At 70.8% G+C, this 17,786-nt stretch carries 17 protein-coding genes; 4 read left to right on the forward strand and 13 right to left on the reverse strand.

All coding sequences use genetic code 11. From position 1 onward, the window contains the following. The first annotated feature begins 80 nt into the window (after positions 1–80). Positions 81–1,289 (forward strand): lactonase family protein, encoded by a 1,209-nt coding sequence (locus tag ACFWWR_RS24695; RefSeq protein WP_383863107.1) that lies wholly within the window; start codon positions 81–83, stop codon positions 1,287–1,289. Here ACFWWR_RS24695 and ACFWWR_RS24700 read toward each other — a convergent pair. Continuing rightward, positions 1,257–1,982, reverse strand: coding sequence for a DUF2470 domain-containing protein (locus ACFWWR_RS24700; RefSeq protein ID WP_383863110.1), 726 nt, complete (start codon positions 1,980–1,982; stop codon positions 1,257–1,259). The genes ACFWWR_RS24695 and ACFWWR_RS24700 overlap by 33 nt on opposite strands. Positions 1,983–2,093: 111 nt before the next feature. Then, a complete protein-coding gene (locus ACFWWR_RS24705) occupies positions 2,094–2,696 on the reverse strand; it encodes a TetR/AcrR family transcriptional regulator (protein ID WP_383863113.1) in 603 nt (200 codons plus the stop codon). 105 nt (positions 2,697–2,801) lie between these two features. Between ACFWWR_RS24705 and ACFWWR_RS24710 the strand changes: the two genes are divergently transcribed. After that, entirely contained in the window at positions 2,802–4,322 is a 1,521-nt protein-coding gene (locus ACFWWR_RS24710) for a cytochrome P450 (protein WP_384305337.1), read from the forward strand. Here the strand turns inward: ACFWWR_RS24710 and ACFWWR_RS24715 are convergent. Next, a complete protein-coding gene (locus ACFWWR_RS24715; RefSeq protein WP_383863119.1) occupies positions 4,284–5,114 on the reverse strand; it encodes a pentapeptide repeat-containing protein in 831 nt (276 codons plus the stop codon). The genes ACFWWR_RS24710 and ACFWWR_RS24715 overlap by 39 nt on opposite strands. A 201-nt stretch (positions 5,115–5,315) precedes the next feature. Here ACFWWR_RS24715 and ACFWWR_RS24720 point away from each other — a divergent pair, with 201 nt between their 5' ends. Continuing rightward, positions 5,316–5,516: a DUF5999 family protein gene (locus ACFWWR_RS24720; RefSeq protein ID WP_383863122.1), complete on the forward strand. Its 201-nt coding sequence runs from the start codon at positions 5,316–5,318 to the stop codon at positions 5,514–5,516. Position 5,517: 1 nt separating this feature from the next. Here ACFWWR_RS24720 and sigJ read toward each other — a convergent pair whose 3' ends face one another. The 10 genes from sigJ to ACFWWR_RS24770 all read right to left on the reverse strand — a co-directional run bounded on the left by sigJ (position 5,518) and on the right by ACFWWR_RS24770 (position 16,300). Beyond that, positions 5,518–6,411 carry an RNA polymerase sigma factor SigJ gene (gene sigJ, locus ACFWWR_RS24725; protein ID WP_383863125.1) on the reverse strand — a complete coding sequence of 298 codons (894 nt, stop codon included), beginning with the start codon at positions 6,409–6,411 and terminating at the stop codon, positions 5,518–5,520. A gap of 82 nt (positions 6,412–6,493) precedes the next feature. Further along, complete coding sequence (locus tag ACFWWR_RS24730; RefSeq protein WP_384305340.1) at positions 6,494–7,111, reverse strand: FxLYD domain-containing protein; 618 nt, start codon at positions 7,109–7,111, stop codon at positions 6,494–6,496. Positions 7,112–7,190: 79 nt separating this feature from the next. Then, positions 7,191–8,492, reverse strand: coding sequence for an alpha/beta fold hydrolase (locus ACFWWR_RS24735; RefSeq protein WP_383863129.1), 1,302 nt, complete (start codon positions 8,490–8,492; stop codon positions 7,191–7,193). Between the two features lie 101 nt (positions 8,493–8,593). Then, entirely contained in the window at positions 8,594–9,619 is a 1,026-nt protein-coding gene (locus tag ACFWWR_RS24740) for a LacI family DNA-binding transcriptional regulator (protein WP_384305343.1), read from the reverse strand. Between the two features lie 86 nt (positions 9,620–9,705). Then, positions 9,706–11,130, reverse strand: coding sequence for a BNR repeat-containing protein (locus tag ACFWWR_RS24745; RefSeq protein ID WP_383863135.1), 1,425 nt, complete (start codon positions 11,128–11,130; stop codon positions 9,706–9,708). A 63-nt stretch (positions 11,131–11,193) separates the two neighbouring features. Beyond that, positions 11,194–11,514, reverse strand: coding sequence for an L-rhamnose mutarotase (locus tag ACFWWR_RS24750; RefSeq protein ID WP_383863138.1), 321 nt, complete (start codon positions 11,512–11,514; stop codon positions 11,194–11,196). A 28-nt stretch (positions 11,515–11,542) separates the two neighbouring features. Continuing rightward, positions 11,543–12,628 (reverse strand): rhamnose ABC transporter substrate-binding protein, encoded by a 1,086-nt coding sequence (gene rhaS / locus ACFWWR_RS24755; RefSeq protein WP_383863141.1) that lies wholly within the window; start codon positions 12,626–12,628, stop codon positions 11,543–11,545. A 13-nt stretch (positions 12,629–12,641) separates the two neighbouring features. Next, entirely contained in the window at positions 12,642–13,667 is a 1,026-nt protein-coding gene (locus ACFWWR_RS24760; RefSeq protein WP_384305346.1) for an ABC transporter permease, read from the reverse strand. Beyond that, positions 13,660–14,742 (reverse strand): ABC transporter permease, encoded by a 1,083-nt coding sequence (locus tag ACFWWR_RS24765; RefSeq protein WP_383863147.1) that lies wholly within the window; start codon positions 14,740–14,742, stop codon positions 13,660–13,662. The genes ACFWWR_RS24760 and ACFWWR_RS24765 overlap by 8 nt, the downstream gene beginning before the upstream one ends. 40 nt (positions 14,743–14,782) lie before the next feature. After that, entirely contained in the window at positions 14,783–16,300 is a 1,518-nt protein-coding gene (locus ACFWWR_RS24770; protein ID WP_383863150.1) for a sugar ABC transporter ATP-binding protein, read from the reverse strand. A gap of 249 nt (positions 16,301–16,549) precedes the next feature. Between ACFWWR_RS24770 and rhaI the strand changes: the two genes are divergently transcribed. Further along, positions 16,550–17,719 carry an L-rhamnose isomerase gene (rhaI, locus tag ACFWWR_RS24775; protein WP_383863153.1) on the forward strand — a complete coding sequence of 390 codons (1,170 nt, stop codon included), beginning with the start codon at positions 16,550–16,552 and terminating at the stop codon, positions 17,717–17,719. Positions 17,720–17,786 lie beyond the last annotated feature (67 nt).

Here is a 17,786-nt window from a genome sequence, read left to right on the forward strand (position 1 = left end):
GATGCCGTTGTTGCACCTGACCGGTGATCCGCGTCAAGGTGGCTGTCGCGACGGAACGAGCGACGACCTGAGGTGTGCACATGGGCAGTGAGGGCTGGAGCAGGCGCCGATTCGTCGGCGCCCTGGCCGGGGCGGGTGCCGCGGCCGTACTGCCCGGGTGCGACGACGCGCCGCCGCCCACCGACCCGGCGGCCGCCGAGACGCGTACGGGCGCCGCCGAGGCGAGCCCGAGCGCTCCGGCCGAGAGCCGCACGCCCTCCGGCCCCCGCCCGCTCTACCTCGGCACCTACACCTCGGTGGAGGGCGGCGGCACCGGCATCGGCCTCGCCACCTACGACGCCACGAGCGGCCGTGTCAGCGGATCCGGCACGCTCACCGGCGTCGGCGACCCGTCGTACCTCGCGGTGCATCCGAACGGGCGCACGCTGTACGCGGTGAACGAGCGCGAGGCGGGAGCGGTGACTGCTGTGCGGCTCGCCGACCGCAAGGTTCTGGGCAGCCGCGGCACCGGCGGCGCGGGCCCCTGTCATCTGTCCGTGCATCCGGGCGGGCGCTGGCTGCTCAGCGCCAACTACACGTCCGGCAGCGTGGCCGTGCACCCGATCGACGCCTCGGGCGCGCTCGGGGAACGTGCCGAGCTGGTCACGCACTCCAGTCCGGCGCCCGGGCCGGGCCAGCAGGGGCCGCACGCCCACCAGTTCGTGACCAGTCCCGACGGCGGCCATGTGCTCGCCGTCGACCTGGGCACGGACACCGTGTACACCTACCGCCTGGACGAGAAGACCGGTCGGCTCCGCGAGGTCGCGCAGGCGCACACCCGGCCGGGCGCCGGACCGCGCCATCTCACCTTCCACCCCGGAGGGCGGTACGCCTATCTGGCCAACGAGGTCGACAACACGGTCGCGGTCTGCGCGTACGATCCGGACGGCGGCCGGCTGACCGTCGGTGCGGCGCAGTCGACGGGCACGGGGTCGGGCACCAACTACCCGGCGCAGATCCTGGTGACGTCGAACGGCCGCTACGCCTATCTCGCCAACCGGGGCCACAACAGCCTCACGCGGTACGCGGTGGAGGCGGACGGCGCCCGGCTCCGGCTGCTCGACACGGTTGCGGTCTCCGGTGACTTCCCGCGGCAGATCGCCTTCTCGCCCGACGGGACGCTGCTGTTCGCGGCGAACCAGAAGTCCGGCACGGTGAGCGTCTTCCACGTGGACGAGGAGAGCGGTGACCTGCGGCTCGCGGGCGAGCCGTTCGCGTCACCCGTCGCCGTCTGTGCGCTGCCGCTGTAGCGCCCGTGGGCAGGTGGCGGTGCCGGCCTGGGTGAGCAGGACGTGCATGCGCTCGGTGAGCTGGGAGACGTCGTCGGCGGGCCGGTGGAAGGACAGGCGTACGTCGCCGTGGGCCCGGGCGCGCTCGATGCGCAGCGTCAGCCCGTGCCGGTCGACCGCCAGGGGCTGGACGCGGACCGCGCCGTGCAGGCTGTCGGAGTCGACGAGGCGGGTGAGCCGCTCGACCGCGTCGGCGTGGCAGTCGGCGAGGTGCGTGAGCAGCCGGGCCTCGGCCGTGGCCAGCGGGTCGGGTGCGGCGGCGGCGAACTCGTCGAGGGCGACGACCACCGCGCCGGACGCGAGGCGCAGCACCACACGTGTCGCCTGGAAGGCCAGGTGGCCGTCGTCGAGGACGAACCATCCCGCCATCCACAGCCGGGCGCGGATCCGGTTGCCCACGGGGACGGGCGCGACGTCGGCGAACTCCAGGACGGCGGACGGCTCCCCGCGGGGCGCGCAGATGGCGGCCGTGAGCAGGGTGCTGTCCTCGGGCACGTGCAGGAGCACCCGTCCGTCCTCGGTCACGGTGTGCGCGCCGACGAACTCCTCGCGTCCGCCCTCCGCGGTCACCGCGCAGGACCACGCGGCGGCGAGCACCGACCGGGCCCGTTCCGCCGCGGAAGGCGCGGCCGTCCAGGTTTGGCTGTCACCCATCCCGAAACCTCCTTAGGTAAGCCTTGCCTAACCTATCGAAGATCAGGGCTGAAGCCAACCAGGGGCGGCCACGAATGTCCCGGGAGGGGCCGAAGGGCCGGACCGGGCGGATCAGATGACGCCCAGCAGCGCCCGGGCGCACAGGTCCCGCACCTGTTCCCGGGAGAGGTCCGAGCCACGCAGCCACTCCAGACTCACGGCGGTGATGAACCCCAGCCAGCCCCGGACGGCCAGTTGGAGTTCGGGCCGCGTCTGCGCGAGCGCGCCGAACTCGGGATCGGCGGCCAGGGTCGCGAGGATCTGCCGCTCCTGCGCGGCCAGCGCCCGCCGGTAGACCCTGCGCACGGACTCGTCGCCCGAGGCGTCGGCGCGGTGGAAGGCGCGGTAACCGTGCGCGTGGGCCCGCACGTACTCCAGATACGCGTCGAGGCCGGCGGCGAGCTGCTCGCGCACCGGCACCCCGGGCACGGCCGCCGACATCCGCAGCATCCGCTCGCTCTCGCGCTCCACGACCGCCGCGAAGAAGTCCCGCTTGGTCGGGAAGTAGTGGTAGAGCAGTCCGCGCGAGACTCCGGCGATCTCGGCGACCTGCTCGATCCACACCTCGTCGTACGGGCTCTCCGAGAACAGCCGCTCCCCCACCGACAGCAGCTGCTCCCGGCGCTCCTCGGTGCTGAGCCGACGGCGTGCGCGTGCGCCCTGGTTCGCGGCCATGCCCGCACTTTACTTGACGTCGGTTCAACAGCGGGACCAGACTGGAACGCGCTGTTGAACCGACGTACAACAGGCGCAACCTGCTGCATCAAGGGAGATGGGGCCATGGCCCAGACCACGACCGAGGCCGGGCTGCCCGCCGGATTCCGTGGCGCCGAACAGGGCTGGCCGGAGCTGCACCGCATCCCGCACCCGCCGCGCCGGATCCCCCTGCTCGGTGACGTGATCGGCGTCGACAGGCGCACACCCCTCCAGGACACCCTCCGGTACGCCCGGCAGCTGGGGCCGATCTTCCGCCGCAAGGCGTTCGGCCGGGAGTTCGTGTTCACCTGGGGCGCCGACCTCGTGGCCGACCTGGCGGACGAGTCCCGGTTCGCCAAGCATGTGGGGCTCGGGGTCGCCAATCTGCGGCCGGTCGCCGGGGACGGACTGTTCACGGCGTACAACCACGAACCCAACTGGCAGCTGGCGCACGACGTCCTGGCACCGGGCTTCAGCCGGGACGCGATGGAGGGCTACCACGCGATGATGCTGGCGGTGGCCGGCCGGCTCACCGACCGCTGGGACCGCGAACTGGTGGCGGGCCGGGCGGTGGACGTGCCCGGCGACATGACCAAACTGACCCTGGAGACGATCGCGCGAACCGGTTTCGGGCACGACTTCGGCTCCTTCGAACGTGACCGCCCGCACCCCTTCGTGACCGCGATGATCGGCACGCTCACCTACGCGCAACGGCTGAACAGCGTGCCCTTCCCGCAGTTGCTGCACCGGGCCGCGCGTCGCAACGAGGCCGACATCGCCCACCTCAACCGAACGGTCGACGACCTGGTCCGCGCCCGGCGTACGGCGGGCGCGGACGGCGGCTCGGACCTGCTGGACCGGATGCTGGACACGGCCCACCCGGAGACCGGGGAACGGCTGTCGGCGAAGAACGTCCGGCGTCAGGTCATCACCTTCCTGGTCGCCGGCCACGAGACCACGTCGGGCGTGCTCTCCTTCGCCCTGCACTACCTCGCCCGGCACCCGGACGTCGCCGCCCGCGCCCGCGCCGAGGTCGACCGGGTCTGGGGCGACACGGCACTTCCCGGCTACGACCAGGTGGCCAGACTGCGGTACGTACGCCGGGTGCTGGACGAGACACTGCGGCTGTGGCCGACGGCGCCCGCCTTCGCCCGGGAGGCCCTGCAGGACACGGTGCTGGCCGGGTCGCATCCGATGCGGCGGGGCGCGTGGACGCTGGTGATCACGCCGATGCTGCACCGCGACCGGGCGGTCTGGGGTGCCGACGCCGAAGAGTTCGACCCGGACCGTTTCGAGGCGTCGGCCGTTCGGTCGCGTCCCCCGCACACCTTCAAGCCGTTCGGGACGGGAGCGCGGGCGTGCATCGGGCGGCAGTTCGCGCTGCACGAGGCCACGCTGGTCCTCGGCCTGCTGCTGCGCCGCTACGAGCTGCGGCCCGACCCGGACTACCGGCTGCGGGTGACCGAGCGGCTCACGCTGATGCCGGAGGGGCTGCGGCTGCACCTGGAGCGGCGGGCGGCCACCACCGCGGACTCGTCTGCCACGACCGCCGTCGACGCGGCTCCCTCAGAGCCGCGCTGTCCAGTGCACGGGGCGGGTGACTGACTGCGGCAGCCGGGTTCCCGCGCTGCCCCTGGCCGCGTTCAGCTGGGGCTGGGTGAGGAAGAAGGCGTCGGTCAGGTCCGCGTCCGTGAGGTCGGCGTCGCGCAGGTCGGCGCCGATCAGGTCCGCGCCGCGCAGGTCGGCGCCGGTGAGGTCGGCGGCGATGAGGTAGGTGCCGCGCAGGTTGGCGCCCCGCAGGTCGGCGCCCTTGAGGCGGGCGCCCATCAGGTCCGCGCCACGGCGGTTCTTCTTCTTGCCGGGTATGCCCGCCCGGGCCAGCTCGCTCGTCCTGAGCAGGAGCACGTTGACCTCCTGCCGGTGTGCGCCGACGTCCAACGCGCCGAGTTCCGCGGGGGTTTGCCGGGTGAGCGCCTCGGTCCGCTCCAGCACCCGGCCGAGGTCGGCGTGGATCGGGCGGGCGGCCGGCAGGGCGAGTGCCTCGGTGAGGTACCAGAGCAGTTCGTGGAGCTGACGGACGACCGGGAAGACGTCGGCCATGCGGCGGGCGTCCTCGCGCGGGCCGGTGCGCCAGTCCCGGCCGCCGAAGGTGACCTGCGAGACCTTCTGGCCGGCGCCGAAGCAGTCGTAGACCGTGCAGCCGCTGAAGCCCTCGGTCCGCAGCCGGGCGTGGATGCCGCAGCGGTGGTCGCCCCGGAGGTTGGGGCAGGGTTTCCCGGCCTCCTTGTCGATGGCGAAGTCCGCCGAGGCGGCGAAAGGCAGGGCGACGCAGCACAGGCCGAAGCACTGCTCGCAGTCGCCGCGCAGCCCGGCCCGGTCGGTCGTATGGTCTGACATGGCCTCCAGCCTACTTTCCCGCAGGTCATGCCCGGTCCGCGTCCGTCCGGCGCCGGGCGGACGCGGACCGGGCCGGAAAACTCACCGAGGGGATTCCGGCCCTGTGGGGGTCTCCTCATCCAACGGAAAACAAGCTCGGCTACCACAGTGATACGAGCCGAACCCGGCGCAGGATCCGTCCCCGGACCGAGGAGAGACGTCATGTGCAGCCACCAGCCGCCGTGCCCTTCCGCCGACAGCCCCGACCACCAGTCCGCCGTGATCGTGTCGGCCCACCCCGAACAGGGCTGGAGCCTGTTGTGCAACGGCACCATCGTCTTCGACGACACCGGTGAACTCCTGCCCGACGGACGGGTCGTGAGCCCGCACCGCGTGCCGGGCACGCCGGCCCTGGCGGCCTGACTCAGCCGGTCGCGTCCGGTACTTCGAGGCCGGAGAGGCGCTCGGGGTCGGCCAGGATCTGCATCGCGACGATGCGGCCGTCGGCGACGGTGATGCCCATGACCGACTGGAGTTGTCCGTCGTGGGCGTGGAGCAGGCCGATCTCGCCGTTGACGAGCGCCAGTTGGGCGATCGGGGCGAACTGCCGGAAGAACATGGCCTGTTCGGCCACCGCCTTCGCACCGCGCACCAGCTTCGAGGCGGCCGCACCGCCGACCAGCACACCGGAGTCGACCCGCAGCAAGATGTCGGGGTGGAGCACGGCGAGCAGGGCCTCGAAGTCCCCGGCGCGGCTGGCGGCCAGGAAGGCGTCGACGACCTGTCGTTGCCTGCCGAGGTCGGGTTCGGCGGAGGGCGCGGCCCCCTGTACCCGGCGTCGGGCCCTGCTGGCCAGCTGACGGGTGGCGGCCGGACTGCGCTCCAGGATCGAGGCGATGTCGTCGAACGGCACCGTGAACATGTCGTGCAGCACGAACGCGAGCCGCTCCGCGGGCTCCAGGGTCTCCAGGACCACGAGGAGGGCGAGACCGACCGAGTCGGCCTGGAGCACCTCCTGTTCCGGGTCGGTCCGCGGCAGGGGCCGGATCACCGGGTCGGGAACGAAGGTGTCGTCCAGGGGGTCCTCGCGGCGCACGGTGCGCGAGCGCAGCAGGTCGAGGCAGACCCGGCCGACGACGGTGGTCAGCCAGCCGCCGAGGTTCTGGATGTCGGCCGCGTCGGTGCGGCTCAGCTTGAGCCAGGTCTCCTGGACGGCGTCCTCCGCCTCGGCCAGCGAGCCGAGCATGCGGTAGGCCACGGCCCGCAGATGTCCGCGGTGCTCTTCGAAGCGCTCCGCGAGAAGCTCCGTGTCGTTCATGCCGTCCCCCCAAGACGTCCGGTGCCGTGTGAAGGCGTGAATGATCCAAGCACGCCCGCGCCGGGCTGTGAACGTCTCCTCCTCAATACCGCTGCGCCTTCGCCAGCTTCGGCGTCAGCACCGGCTCGGCCGGCTTGCGGCTGACGGCGAGCGGCTGGGCCCTCTCACCGGGTTCGAGGTCCTCGGCACCGACGTACCGGGTCTCGACGACCTTGCCGGAGTCGTCGAGGAAGTCGACCTGGACGGCGTACGACGCCTTCTTGTCGGTCTTGTTGGTGATGGTGACGACGACGGCGAGCAGCCCGCCGGTCTCGGAGCGCGGTTTGCCCGTCATGGAGACGTCGGACAGGGCGTTGCCCTGCCCGTCGACGTCCTCGAGCTGCTTCTCGGCGGCCTTGTTGGCGCGCTCCACCTCGGCCGACACCGAGGCCTCGAAGGCGGACGCGGCGGCCGAGGCGGAGGACGCCGCCGCGGAGGCCGCGGCACGCGCCGACTCGACGGCCGAGGCGGCCCTCGATTTCAGCGGGGTGGGCGGTGTGCCCGAGAAGGAGGCCGTGTCGGGGGCGGTCGGCCGTGCGGTGGACGGCTCGTCGCCACTGTCGCTGTCCGTGCCGCACGACACCAGCGTGAGGGCGGCGGCCACCGCCAGTGCGACACCGGCCGACCGGGACCGGACGAGAGGGACAACGGGTTCGGGCATCGAGCCTCCTGAGCCGCCTAGCCAACGAAACGCACCTTATGCCGGAATTCTCGGCCCGGCATGTCGGCTCGGCCCGGCCTCAGACCTCGTCGCGGGTGAGTGCCAGCAGCCGGTCCAGCACGCGCGGGCCGCCCGCCCGTACGCCGTCGTGTTCGAACTCGTCGGTGACCCAGGTACGCAGGCCGCGGATGGTCCGGGCCGTCTCCAGGGAGTGGGTCGCGTCGACGTACATGTCGTCGTGGTAGACGGCCGCCGCGACCGGCACCTCGTTGGCGGCGAGGCGGGCCGGGTCGTACAGCGGGGTCCAGTCGGTGCGGGCGGCGAGGATTTCGGCGGTCTCACGCAGGGGACGCAGCGCCGGGTCGCAGTCGAACATCCAGGGGTGCACCGACTCGCCGGTGAACAGCAGCGGCCCGTCGCCCGCGAGGGTCTTGGCGGCGTCGAAGCCGGGGAACTCGGCGCGGACGCGTTCGGCCGACCAGGCGGTGGGGCGCCGGTCCTGGCCGTAGATCGCCTCGTGGACGAGGGCGTACAGGGGGTGGCCCGCGTACGACAGGAGGGACTGGACCTCTTCCTGGAACGCGTCGGACAGGGCCGGGCCGTGCGGGGTGCGGACGAAGGCGCCTTCCAGGAGGAAGTGCAGACGGTGGCTGCCCTCGCCGCCGCCGAGGAGGATGCCGAGGGACTGGAAGGCCTCGATGGTGAGCCGGTAACCGCCCGGCAGGACCGGCTCGTGCCGCAGCACGTACTCGGCGATCCGGCGGGCGCGGTCGACGTCCTGCGGGTAGCGCTCGTAGTGCGCGGTGACTTTGCGTTCGATGCGCGGGTAGGCGGCCCGGTAGACGTCGTCGGCGTGCGCGTCGAGCGAGGGCAGACCGCCGGTGATGAGGACAGCGCTCAGCCCTTCGGGGGCGGTGGACAGGTAGGTCACCGCGCAGAAGCCGCCGAAGCTCTGGCCGAGGACGGTCCAGGGGGCGCCGCCGGTGACGGAGGGGCGGATCGCCTCGCAGTCCCGGACGATCGAGTCGGCGCGGAAGCGGGTGAGGTGGTCGGCCTGTTCGGCGGGGCCGCCGCGCAGCGGGAGGGTCTGGCGGTTGGCGGGGGTGGAGTGGCCGGTGCCGCGCTGGTCGAGGAGCAGGACGCGGTACTCCTTCAGGGCGCGTCCGAGCCAGGCCGGCTTGCCGATGAAACGGTTCGCCCCGAAGCCGGGGCCGCCCTGGAGGTAGAGCAGCCACGGCAGGTCCTGGCCCGCCTTGTCGCTCGCGACGACCTCGCGGGCGTAGAGCTCGATGCTCTCCCCCGCCGGGTCGTCGTGGTCGAGGGGCACGGTGAAGTGGCGGTCGGTGAGGACGACGCCGGGCTGACGGTAGGTGCGGGTCAACGGGGCTCCCGGGACGGACGGACTGCGGGCCGCGTCCCAGTTCAGCACATGTTCGTCCGGCCACCGGCGACCGGGATCATGAAATCGTACTGAAGGTGTGGTCAGCGCGCCGAGAGGCTGGAGCGGCGCACCACGAGCTCCGGCTGGAGCACGACCCGCCGGTGTTCGTGGCCCCGCGGCGAGGTCTCCTCCTCCGTCTCCTCCAGCAGGAGCTCGGCGGCCAGGGCGCCCATGGTGACGGCGGGCTGGCGGACCGAGGTGAGCGGGACGGCCGCGGCGGCCGCGAACTCGATGTCGTCGTAGCCGACGATCGCCAGCTCGTCGGGGACGCCGACACCGGCCGCGTACATGGCCTGCAGGACACCCAGGGCGAGCAGGTCGTTGGCGCAGAACACGGCGGTCGGGCGGTCGGCGAGGCCGAGCAGGCGGGCGCCGGCGTCCCTGCCGGCGGCCACGTCGAGACGTTCGGTGGGCAGTTCCCGCAGGGCTTCGGGGCCGAGTCCGGCCTCGGCCAGCGCGTTCATCGCGCCGGTACGGCGGTCGCGGACCTGGTTGAGGCCGGGCGGGCCGCTGACGTAAGCGATGGAGCGGTGTCCGGCGTCGACGAGGTGGCGTACGGCGAGCGCGCCGCCCGCCACGTCGTCGACGGACACCGAGCACTCGGTGGTGCCCTCGGCGACCCGGTCGACGAGGACGAAGGGGATGCCGTGGCGCCGGAAGGAGCCGATGTTGCGACCGGTCGCGTCGGCGGGGGTCAGCAGGACACCCCTCACCCGCTGCTCGGCGAAGAGCGAGAGATAGTCCGCCTCCTCGCCCGGGTTCTGGGCGCTGTTGCAGACCATCACGCCCAGGCCGGCCTCGCGCGCGGCCCGTTCGGCACCGCGCGCGACGTCGACGAAGAAGGGGTTGCCCATGTCGAGGACGAGCAGGCCCATGATCCGGCTGCGGCCCGCACGGAGCTGGCGCGCGGACTCACTGCGGACGTAGCCGAGCCGGTCTATCGCGGACAGCACGCGCGCCCGGGTCTCGGTGGCGACCGTGTCCGGACGGTTGATGACGTTCGAGACGGTGCCGACGGAGACTCCGGCGGCACGGGCGACGTCCTTGATACCCACCGACTGGGCCATCAGGCAGAGACCTCCAGGGGAACGAAAGGGAGCGGCGCGGCGGGAAGAGCTTCACATTACGTCATCCCGCCGCACTGCAGACCGGGTCAGGCGGGCAGTCGGAAGTCGACGACATGGAGCGCCGAGGGGGTCGTACCGCTCGACTTCTCCTGGTACAGAATCGACAGGACGTTGTCCTGCGCGATGCGCGTCTCGTCGATGACGACCTCGCCGAAGGCGTTGAGACCGCTGCCGTCGAAGAGCACCGTCCAGTCGGTGTACCCGGAGGCCGCCGAGGCACCGGCGATCCGGCCGAACGGGAAGATCGCGTACGCGTTGTCGTACTTGTCGAGCGCCAGCTTGGTGCGCTGGCTGGAGTTCAGCGGCACCGGTATCTCGGTCTTCTGCCAGGTGCCGGAGGCGTTCTTGCGGACGTGGAAGGCCCGGCCGTTGGCGGTGCGGTTGGCGACGTAGTTCGTGGTGCACTGGCCGAAGCGGCCCGGCACGTAGCTGATGACGGCGTGCGGCCGGCCCGCCGAGTCGGTGAACTGGCTCTCCTGGTTCATCAGGGAGTGGTCCGGGTTGAGCGGGTCGACGACCAGGCCGCTGTCGGTGACCGCCACCTTGTCGGAGCCGCCGGTGGTGCCGACCAGGGTGCCCGCGTTGTTGCGCCAGGTGCGGCCGCGGTCGTCGGAGTAGACGTAGCCGGTGTCGTGGTTGGTGATACCGCCGCTGTTGCACATCACGGCGCCGTTCTGCTCGCGCCAGGTGAAGAAGGAGTGCAGGCGCCCGTTCCGGTCGTAGTCGATGCCGTGCAGGTACATGTTGCGGGCCGTGCTGGAGCCGTGCTCGCTGGTGTAGGTGCCGGTGGAGCTGGACCACTCGCCGAGGTTCGTCCACTTGGTGCCGTCGTACTCGGCGAGGGCGTTGCGGCCGTTGCCGGACACGGCGACCCGGTAGCTCAGCTGGAGCTTGCCGTCGGGGGTGGAGACGAACTGGGGGTAGGTGAACTGCGAGGTGAGCGCCAGTCCGTCCAGGGTGGACTGGGGGGCGCCGAAGCGGCTCGTGGTCCAGCTCAGCCCGGCCGGGTTGTCCATGAGGCCGGCCACCGACTTGACGTAGGTGAAGCCGTCGCTGTGGGAGTCCATGTTGAGGTGGAGGCGGCCGTCGACCTTGGAGACGCCCATGGAGATGACGTTGTGGGAGTCGTTGTAGCGGAGCGTGTGGCCGACCTTGACGGTGGACCACGTGGTGCCGCCGAGGACGCGGCGGCCGACGACGGCGTTGCGGTCGGCGGTGTACCAGACGGCGTACTGGTAGCCCTTGTAGGTCAGCAGCCCGTTCTTCTGGAAGGAGTTGTTGTTGACCAGGCCGTCGTACGACACGAAGAAGAGGGCCTGGCCGTCGAGCGTGGTGTTGCCGGTCTGGGTGACCGAGGGGCCGGGGTCGGCGGCCCGTGCGGTGCCTGCGGCGAATACGGGGGTCATCACGGCTCCGGCGAGGGCGGCGCCCAACAGCGTACGTCTGTTCATCTCGGGGGGACTCCATTGTCGGCGAGGTGAGAACGGGGGATCAGGCGGGGCGAGCGGGGACGATCAGGCGAGGTGGAACACCTCGGTGAGCGGTTTCATGGCCTCGTCGGGCCGGGCGCCGTCGAGAGATTCGAAGAAGGCACCCATCTCGGCCTGCCAGCGGGCGTTGACCTCGGTGGCCTCCATGCCTGCCTTGGCGGCCTCGAAGTCCTCGGTCTCCAGGTAGCCGACGAGCAGTCCGTCGTCGCGCAGGAAGAGCGAGTAGTTGTGCCAGCCGGTGGCCGAGAGTGCCTGAAGCATCTCCGGCCACACGGCGGCATGGCGTTCGCGGTACTCGGCGAGCCGGTCCTGACGGACCTTGAGCAGGAAACAGACGCGCTGCATGAAGTACCACTCCCGCGGGTGAAAAGGCTCAGAAGTTGAACTGGTCGATGTTCTTGGCGTCGAACACGGTCGGCTTGCCGAGGCTGATCACGCCGTCCTTGCCGATGGTGTACTCGCCCATGGCGCCGGCCTTGAAGGTCTCGCCCTCCTTGCCGGTGATCTGGCCGGAGACCAGGGCGACGGCGGTGCGGGCGGCCAGCTCGCCGAGCTTCGCCGGGTCCCACAGCTCGAAGCCCTCGACGGTGCCGTTCTTGACGTACTTGCGCATGTCGTTCGGGGTGCCGAGGCCGGTCAGCTTGACCTTGCCCTTGTACTTGGAGCCCGACAGGTACTGGGCGGCGGCCTTGATGCCGACCGTGGTCGGGGAGATGATCCCCTTCAGGTTCGGGTACTCCTGGAGCAGGCCCTGGGTCTGCTGGAAGGACTGCTGGGCGTCGTCGTTGCCGTACGCGACCTTGACCAGCTTGATGTCCTTGTACTTCGCGTCCTTGAGTTCGTCCTTCATGAACTCGATCCAGGTGTTCTGGTTGGTCGCGGTCTGCGCGGCGGACAGGATCGCGATCTCGCCCTTGTAGCCGATCTGCTCGGCGAGCAGCTGCACCTCGGTGCGGCCGAGGTCCTCGGCGCTGGCCTGCGAGACGAAGGCGTTGCGGCACTCGGGGTTGGTGTCCGAGTCGTAGGTGACGACCTTGATGTCGTTGCTCATGGCCTGCTTGAGCGCGGTGCACAGGGCGCCCGGGTCCTGCGCGGACACGGCCATCGCGTCGACCTGCTGCTGGGTGAGCGTGTTGACGTAGGAGACCTGGCCGGAGGTGTCGGTGGCGCTGGAGGGGCCGACCTCCTTGTAGGTGGAGCCCAGCTCCTTGACGGCCTTCTCGCCGCCCTTGTCTGCGGAGGTGAAGTACGGGTTGTTGACCTGCTTGGGCAGGAAGCCGACGGTGAGGCCCTTCTTGAGGGCGGCGTTCGGGTCGGCCTTGCCGGCGGAGGCGGCGGAGCCGGTGCTCTCGCTCTTCACGTCCTCCTTGGTGGTGCCCCCACAGGCGGTGGCGGCCAGGGCGAGGGAGGTGACGGCGGCGAAGGCCACACAGGTGCGGCGGAGGGTCGACTTGCGCATGGCGAGGGTTCCTTTACGAGGGTGAACTGAGGGACGAGGGCGGGGTCGAGGCGGCTCTGCGGCCCGCCCTCGCCACGGCGATCTGCCGTGCGACCCGGGGGCCGAGCACGGAGAGGACGAGCAGAACGCCGGTGACGACGATCTGCGACTGGGCGGAGACGTCCTGGAGGCTCATCACGTTCTGCAGGGCGCCGAGCAGGAAGACTCCCGCGATCGCGCCGCCGAGCGTGCCTTTGCCGCCGTCGAAGTCGATTCCGCCGAGCAACACGGCCGCCACGACCGAGAGTTCGAGGCCGGTGGCGTTGTCGTAGCGGGCGCTGGCGTAGTGCAGCGCCCAGAAGATGCCAGTGAGGGAGGCCATCAGGCCGGTCACCGTGAACAGGACCAGCTTCTGCCGCTTGACCCGGATGCCGGCGAAGCGCGCTGCCTCCTCGTTGGCGCCGATCGCGAACAGCGACCGCCCGAACGGGGTGGCGTGCAGGGCGACCACGGCGATCGCGAGCAGCACCAGGAAGGGCAGGAACGCCTGCGGGACGAAGGTGTCCCCGACGCGTCCGGCGGCGAAGTCCAGGTACTGGGTGGGGAAGTCGGTCACGGCGTCGGAGCCGAGGACGATCTGCGCGATGCCCCGGTAGGCGGCGAGGGTGCCGATGGTGACGGCGAGGGAGGGCAGTCCGAGCCGGGTGACGAGCAGGCCGTTGATCAGCCCGCAGACGACACCGAGCAGCAGACAGATCGGGATGATCACCTCGATCGTCATGCCCTGGTTCCACAGGGCGCCCATCACCGCGCCGGACAGGCCGGCCGTGGAGGCGACCGACAGGTCGATCTCGCCGGAGACGACCAGGAGCGTCATCGGCAGGGCGATCAGCGCGATGGGCAGGGTGTTGCCGATCAGGAACGACAGGTTGAGGGCGTTGGCGAAGCCGTCCACGGAGGAGAAGGACAGCAGGAGCAGGACGATCAGCAGCGCGCCGACCGCCCCGTCCCACCTCAACGAGGCGGACCAGCGGATGGCGCGGGTGAGGGACTCAGGCATGACCGGCGTCTCCCTTCTTCACGGGGGCAGCGGTGGTCCTGGCCGCGGCCGACTTCTTCTTCAGGGCCGAGGCCACCCGCAGGGCGACGATCCGGTCGACCGCGATGGCGAGGATGAGCAGGATGCCGTTGATGGCGAGCACCCATACGGAGCTCACGCCGAGGGCCGGCAGCACGCTGTTGATGGAGGTGAGGAGCAGGGCGCCGAGAGCGGCGCCGTAGACGCTGCCGGAGCCGCCGGTGAAGACCACGCCGCCGACCACGACCGCGCTGACGACGGTGAGTTCGTAGCCGTTGCCGGTACCCGAGTCGACGTTGCCGAACCGGGCCAGGTACATGGCGCCCGCGAGGCCGGCGAGGCCTCCGCAGAAGGTGTACGCGGCCAGGATCCGCTTGCGGACGGGGATGCCGGCGAGGCGGGCGGCCTCGGGGTTGGAGCCGAGGGCGTACATCTCGCGGCCGCTGCCGAAGTGCTTGAGGTAGTACGCGGTCGCCACCAGCACGACGAGGGCGATCATCGCCAGCCACGGCACGGCCGCGAGGCCGCCGGAGCCGAAGTCCACGAATCCGCCGGGCAGGTCGGCCGCGGTGATCTGGCGGGAGCCGACCCAGATGGAGTCGATGCCGCGGATGATGTAGAGGGTGCCGAGGGTGACGACGAGGGCGGGCACCTGGCCGAGGCTGACGAGGAGGCCGTTCAGCAGGCCGAAGCCGATGCCGAGCAGGACCGCCAGGACCACGGCGACGACCGGGTTGCCGCCGCCCTGGAGATAGAGGCCGGTGGCGAAGGCGCTGATGCCGAGGGTGGAGCCGACGGACAGGTCGACGTTGCGGGTGATGACGACCATGGACTGGCCGGTGGCGACCAGTACCAGGATGGTCGCGTTGAGCAGGAGGTCCTTGATGCCCTGCTCGGACAGGAACTGGCTGTTGCCCGCCTGGGTGATGGCGATCATCACCAGGAAGACGGCCAGGATGGCGAGTTCGCGCATCTTGAAGACGCGGTCGACCAGCCGGGTGCCGCTGGACTTGGGCACCTCGGTGGCGGGGGCGGGATTGGGTGCGGTCACCGTCATGCGGCGGCCCTCCGAGGGGGATTCGCGGTCGTACGGCCTGTCATGCGGCGGCCCTCCCGGTGGCTGCGGCCATCACGGACTCCTCGGTTGCCTCGGCGCGCGGGATCTCGGCGGTGAGCCGGCCCTCGTGCATCACCAGCACGCGGTCGGCCATGCCGAGGATCTCGGGCAGGTCGGAGGAGATCATGAGGACGGCGACGCCGTCGGCGGCCAGCTCGCTGAGCAGCCGGTGCACCTCGGCCTTGGTTCCGACGTCGATGCCACGGGTCGGCTCGTCGACGATCAGGACCCGGGGTCCGGTGGCGAGCCACTTGGCCAGGACGACCTTCTGCTGGTTGCCGCCGGACAGGGTGTTGACGGTGTCGGCGATCCGGGCGTACTTCACCTGGAGCTTGACGGCCCAGTCGAGGGAGCGGCTGCGTTCGGCGGCGCGGTCCACCAGGCCGGCCTTGACGCTCGTCCGCAGACCGGTGAGCCCGATGTTGCGCTCGATGGACATGTCCATCACGAGGCCCTGGGCGCGCCGGTCCTCGGGCACGAGGGCGAGTCCGGCGGCCATGGCGGTGGAGGGTGCGCCGTTGGTGAGGCTGCGTCCCTGGACCTCGACCTCGCCCGCGTCCCAGCGGTCGATGCCGAAGACGGCCCGGGCCACCTCCGTGCGGCCGGCGCCGACGAGTCCGGCGAGACCGACGATCTCCCCGTGCCGTACGTCGAAGGAGACGTCGGTGAAGACGCCCTCCCGGGTCAGCCGGCGGACGCTCAGGGCGACTTCACCCGGCTGGACGTCCTGCTTCGGGTAGAGCTCGTCGAGGTCGCGCCCGACCATGCGGCGTACGAGATCGTCCTCGGTCATGCCGTCGATCGGCTCGCTGGAGATCCAGGCGCCGTCGCGCAGGGTGGTCACCCGTTGGCAGATCCGGAAGATCTCCTCGAGTCGGTGCGAGATGAAGAGAACGGCGGCGCCCTGGTCGCGCAGGGTGCGGACGACTCCGAAGAGCCGGGCCACCTCGCTGCCGGTGAGGGCCGCCGTCGGCTCGTCCATGATCAGGACGCGGGCGTCGAAGGAGAGGGCCTTGGCGATCTCGACGATCTGCTGGTCGGCGATCGACAGGCCGCGGGCGGGACGGTCGGGGTCGAGCTCGACGCCCAGGCGCTGCATCAGGGCCAGAGTCGCGGAGTGGGTGGCCTTGTGGTCGATACGGCCGAGAGCGCGCCGCGGCTGGCGGCCCATGAAGATGTTCTCGGCGATCGACAGGTCGGGGAAGAGCGTGGGTTCCTGGTAGATCACGGCGATACCGGCGTCGCGGGCGTCGCCGGGTCCGTGGAAGAGGACGGGCTCACCGTCGAGGAGTACCTGACCGGCGTCCGGTCGGTGCACCCCTGCAAGGGTCTTGATGAGGGTCGACTTGCCCGCGCCGTTCTCACCGGCGAGCGCGTGCACCTCGCCGGGAAACAGCTCCAGGGACACGTCCCGCAGGGCGCGCACCGCTCCGAAGGACTTGGACACGTCCTTGAGCGACAGCACGGGGGCCGGACCCGCTTTGGACGGGTGGGTCATGAGGGCTCCTCGACGACGCCGGCGGAGTCCGTCTCAGCGTCGTGAAAGGTTTCAACTTGGTTGCCGGGACGTTAGGCGGGCCAGCCATGTCACGTCAATGGGTCCGCCTCGAAAAACTTTCGATAGCCAAAGGTCACGGTCAGGGCACGGCAGACAGGGTTTGCCGCAACTCTTGACACCCCTTCGGGGGACCCATAGTTTCGCCGTTTGAATCGATTCATAACCGCACGGCTGACAGAGGAGCCCCAAGTGACCGACCTCGCTGCGGTGAAGGCCGCTCTCAAGACCCAGGCAGTGGAGACGCCGTCGTGGGCGTACGGGAACTCGGGGACGCGTTTCAAGGTGTTCGCGCAACCGGGTGTCCCCCGTGATCCATGGGAGAAGCTCGCCGACGCCGCGAAGGTGCACGAGTTCACGGGCGTGGCACCGACGGTCGCCCTGCACATCCCCTGGGACAAGGTCGACGGCTCCGGCGGATACGCAGAGCTGGCGAAGTTCGCCGAGGAGCGCGGCGTGAAGCTGGGCGCCATCAACTCGAACACGTTCCAGGACGACGCCTACAAGCTCGGCAGCATCTGTCACCCGGACGCGGCGGTGCGGCGCAAGGCGCTCGATCACCTGCTGGAGTGCGTCGACATCATGGACGCCACCGGTTCGCGGGACCTGAAGCTGTGGTTCGCGGACGGGACGAACTACCCCGGTCAGGACGACATCCGGGAGCGGCAGGACCGCCTCGCCGAAGGTCTGGCCGAGGTGTACCGGCGGCTGGGCGACGACCAGCGGATGCTGCTGGAGTACAAGTTCTTCGAGCCGGCCTTCTACCACACCGACGTGCCGGACTGGGGCACGGCCTACGCCCACTGCCTCAAGCTCGGCGAGAAGGCCCAGGTGGTCGTCGACACCGGGCACCACGCCCCGGGGACCAACATCGAGTTCATCGTCGCCACGCTGCTGCGGGAGGGGAAGCTCGGCGCGTTCGACTTCAACTCGCGCTTCTACGCGGACGACGACCTGATGGTGGGATCCGCGGATCCCTTCCAGCTGTTCCGGATCATGTACGAGGTGATCCGCGGCGGCGGGTTCACGCCCGAGGTCGCGTTCATGCTCGACCAGTGCCACAACATCGAGGCCAAGATTCCCGCGATCATCCGGTCGGTGATGAACGTGCAGGAGGCCACGGCGAAGGCGCTGCTCGTGGACCGGGAGGCGCTGGACGTGGCACAGCGGTCGGGGGACGTGCTCGAGGCGAACGCGGTGATCATGGACGCCTACAACACGGACGTGCGTCCGTTGCTTCGCGAGATGCGCGAGGAGATGGGGCTCGACCCCGACCCGATGGCCGCGTACCGGCGGTCCGGGTGGGCCGAGAAGATCGTGGCGGAGCGGGTCGGTGGCGAGCAGGCCGGTTGGGGGGCGTGAGCGGCTGCATTGCGTCTGCCGGGTAATACCGGTTGCAGGCTGCGGGCCGTATGTGGCTGGTCGCGCA

Origin of the sequence: Streptomyces sp. NPDC058678 (genome assembly GCF_042714835.1) — a bacterium.
Lineage (GTDB): Bacteria > Actinomycetota > Actinomycetes > Streptomycetales > Streptomycetaceae > Streptomyces.

Bases quoted from the DNA above. Each gene is read 5' to 3' on its own strand.
- ACFWWR_RS24695 (WP_383863107.1), top strand. From the start codon at position 81: ATGGGCAGTGAGGGCTGGAGCAGGCGCCGATTCGTCGGCGCCCTGGCC.
- ACFWWR_RS24700 (WP_383863110.1), bottom strand. From the start codon at position 1,982: ATGGGTGACAGCCAAACCTGGACGGCCGCGCCTTCCGCGGCGGAACGG.
- ACFWWR_RS24705 (WP_383863113.1), bottom strand. From the start codon at position 2,696: ATGGCCGCGAACCAGGGCGCACGCGCACGCCGTCGGCTCAGCACCGAG.
- ACFWWR_RS24710 (WP_384305337.1), top strand. From the start codon at position 2,802: ATGGCCCAGACCACGACCGAGGCCGGGCTGCCCGCCGGATTCCGTGGC.
- ACFWWR_RS24715 (WP_383863119.1), bottom strand. From the start codon at position 5,114: ATGTCAGACCATACGACCGACCGGGCCGGGCTGCGCGGCGACTGCGAG.
- ACFWWR_RS24720 (WP_383863122.1), top strand. From the start codon at position 5,316: ATGTGCAGCCACCAGCCGCCGTGCCCTTCCGCCGACAGCCCCGACCAC.
- sigJ (WP_383863125.1), bottom strand. From the start codon at position 6,411: ATGAACGACACGGAGCTTCTCGCGGAGCGCTTCGAAGAGCACCGCGGA.
- ACFWWR_RS24730 (WP_384305340.1), bottom strand. From the start codon at position 7,111: ATGCCCGAACCCGTTGTCCCTCTCGTCCGGTCCCGGTCGGCCGGTGTC.
- ACFWWR_RS24740 (WP_384305343.1), bottom strand. From the start codon at position 9,619: ATGGCCCAGTCGGTGGGTATCAAGGACGTCGCCCGTGCCGCCGGAGTC.
- ACFWWR_RS24745 (WP_383863135.1), bottom strand. From the start codon at position 11,130: ATGAACAGACGTACGCTGTTGGGCGCCGCCCTCGCCGGAGCCGTGATG.
- ACFWWR_RS24750 (WP_383863138.1), bottom strand. From the start codon at position 11,514: ATGCAGCGCGTCTGTTTCCTGCTCAAGGTCCGTCAGGACCGGCTCGCC.
- rhaS (WP_383863141.1), bottom strand. From the start codon at position 12,628: ATGCGCAAGTCGACCCTCCGCCGCACCTGTGTGGCCTTCGCCGCCGTC.
- ACFWWR_RS24760 (WP_384305346.1), bottom strand. From the start codon at position 13,667: ATGCCTGAGTCCCTCACCCGCGCCATCCGCTGGTCCGCCTCGTTGAGG.
- ACFWWR_RS24765 (WP_383863147.1), bottom strand. From the start codon at position 14,742: ATGACGGTGACCGCACCCAATCCCGCCCCCGCCACCGAGGTGCCCAAG.
- ACFWWR_RS24770 (WP_383863150.1), bottom strand. From the start codon at position 16,300: ATGACCCACCCGTCCAAAGCGGGTCCGGCCCCCGTGCTGTCGCTCAAG.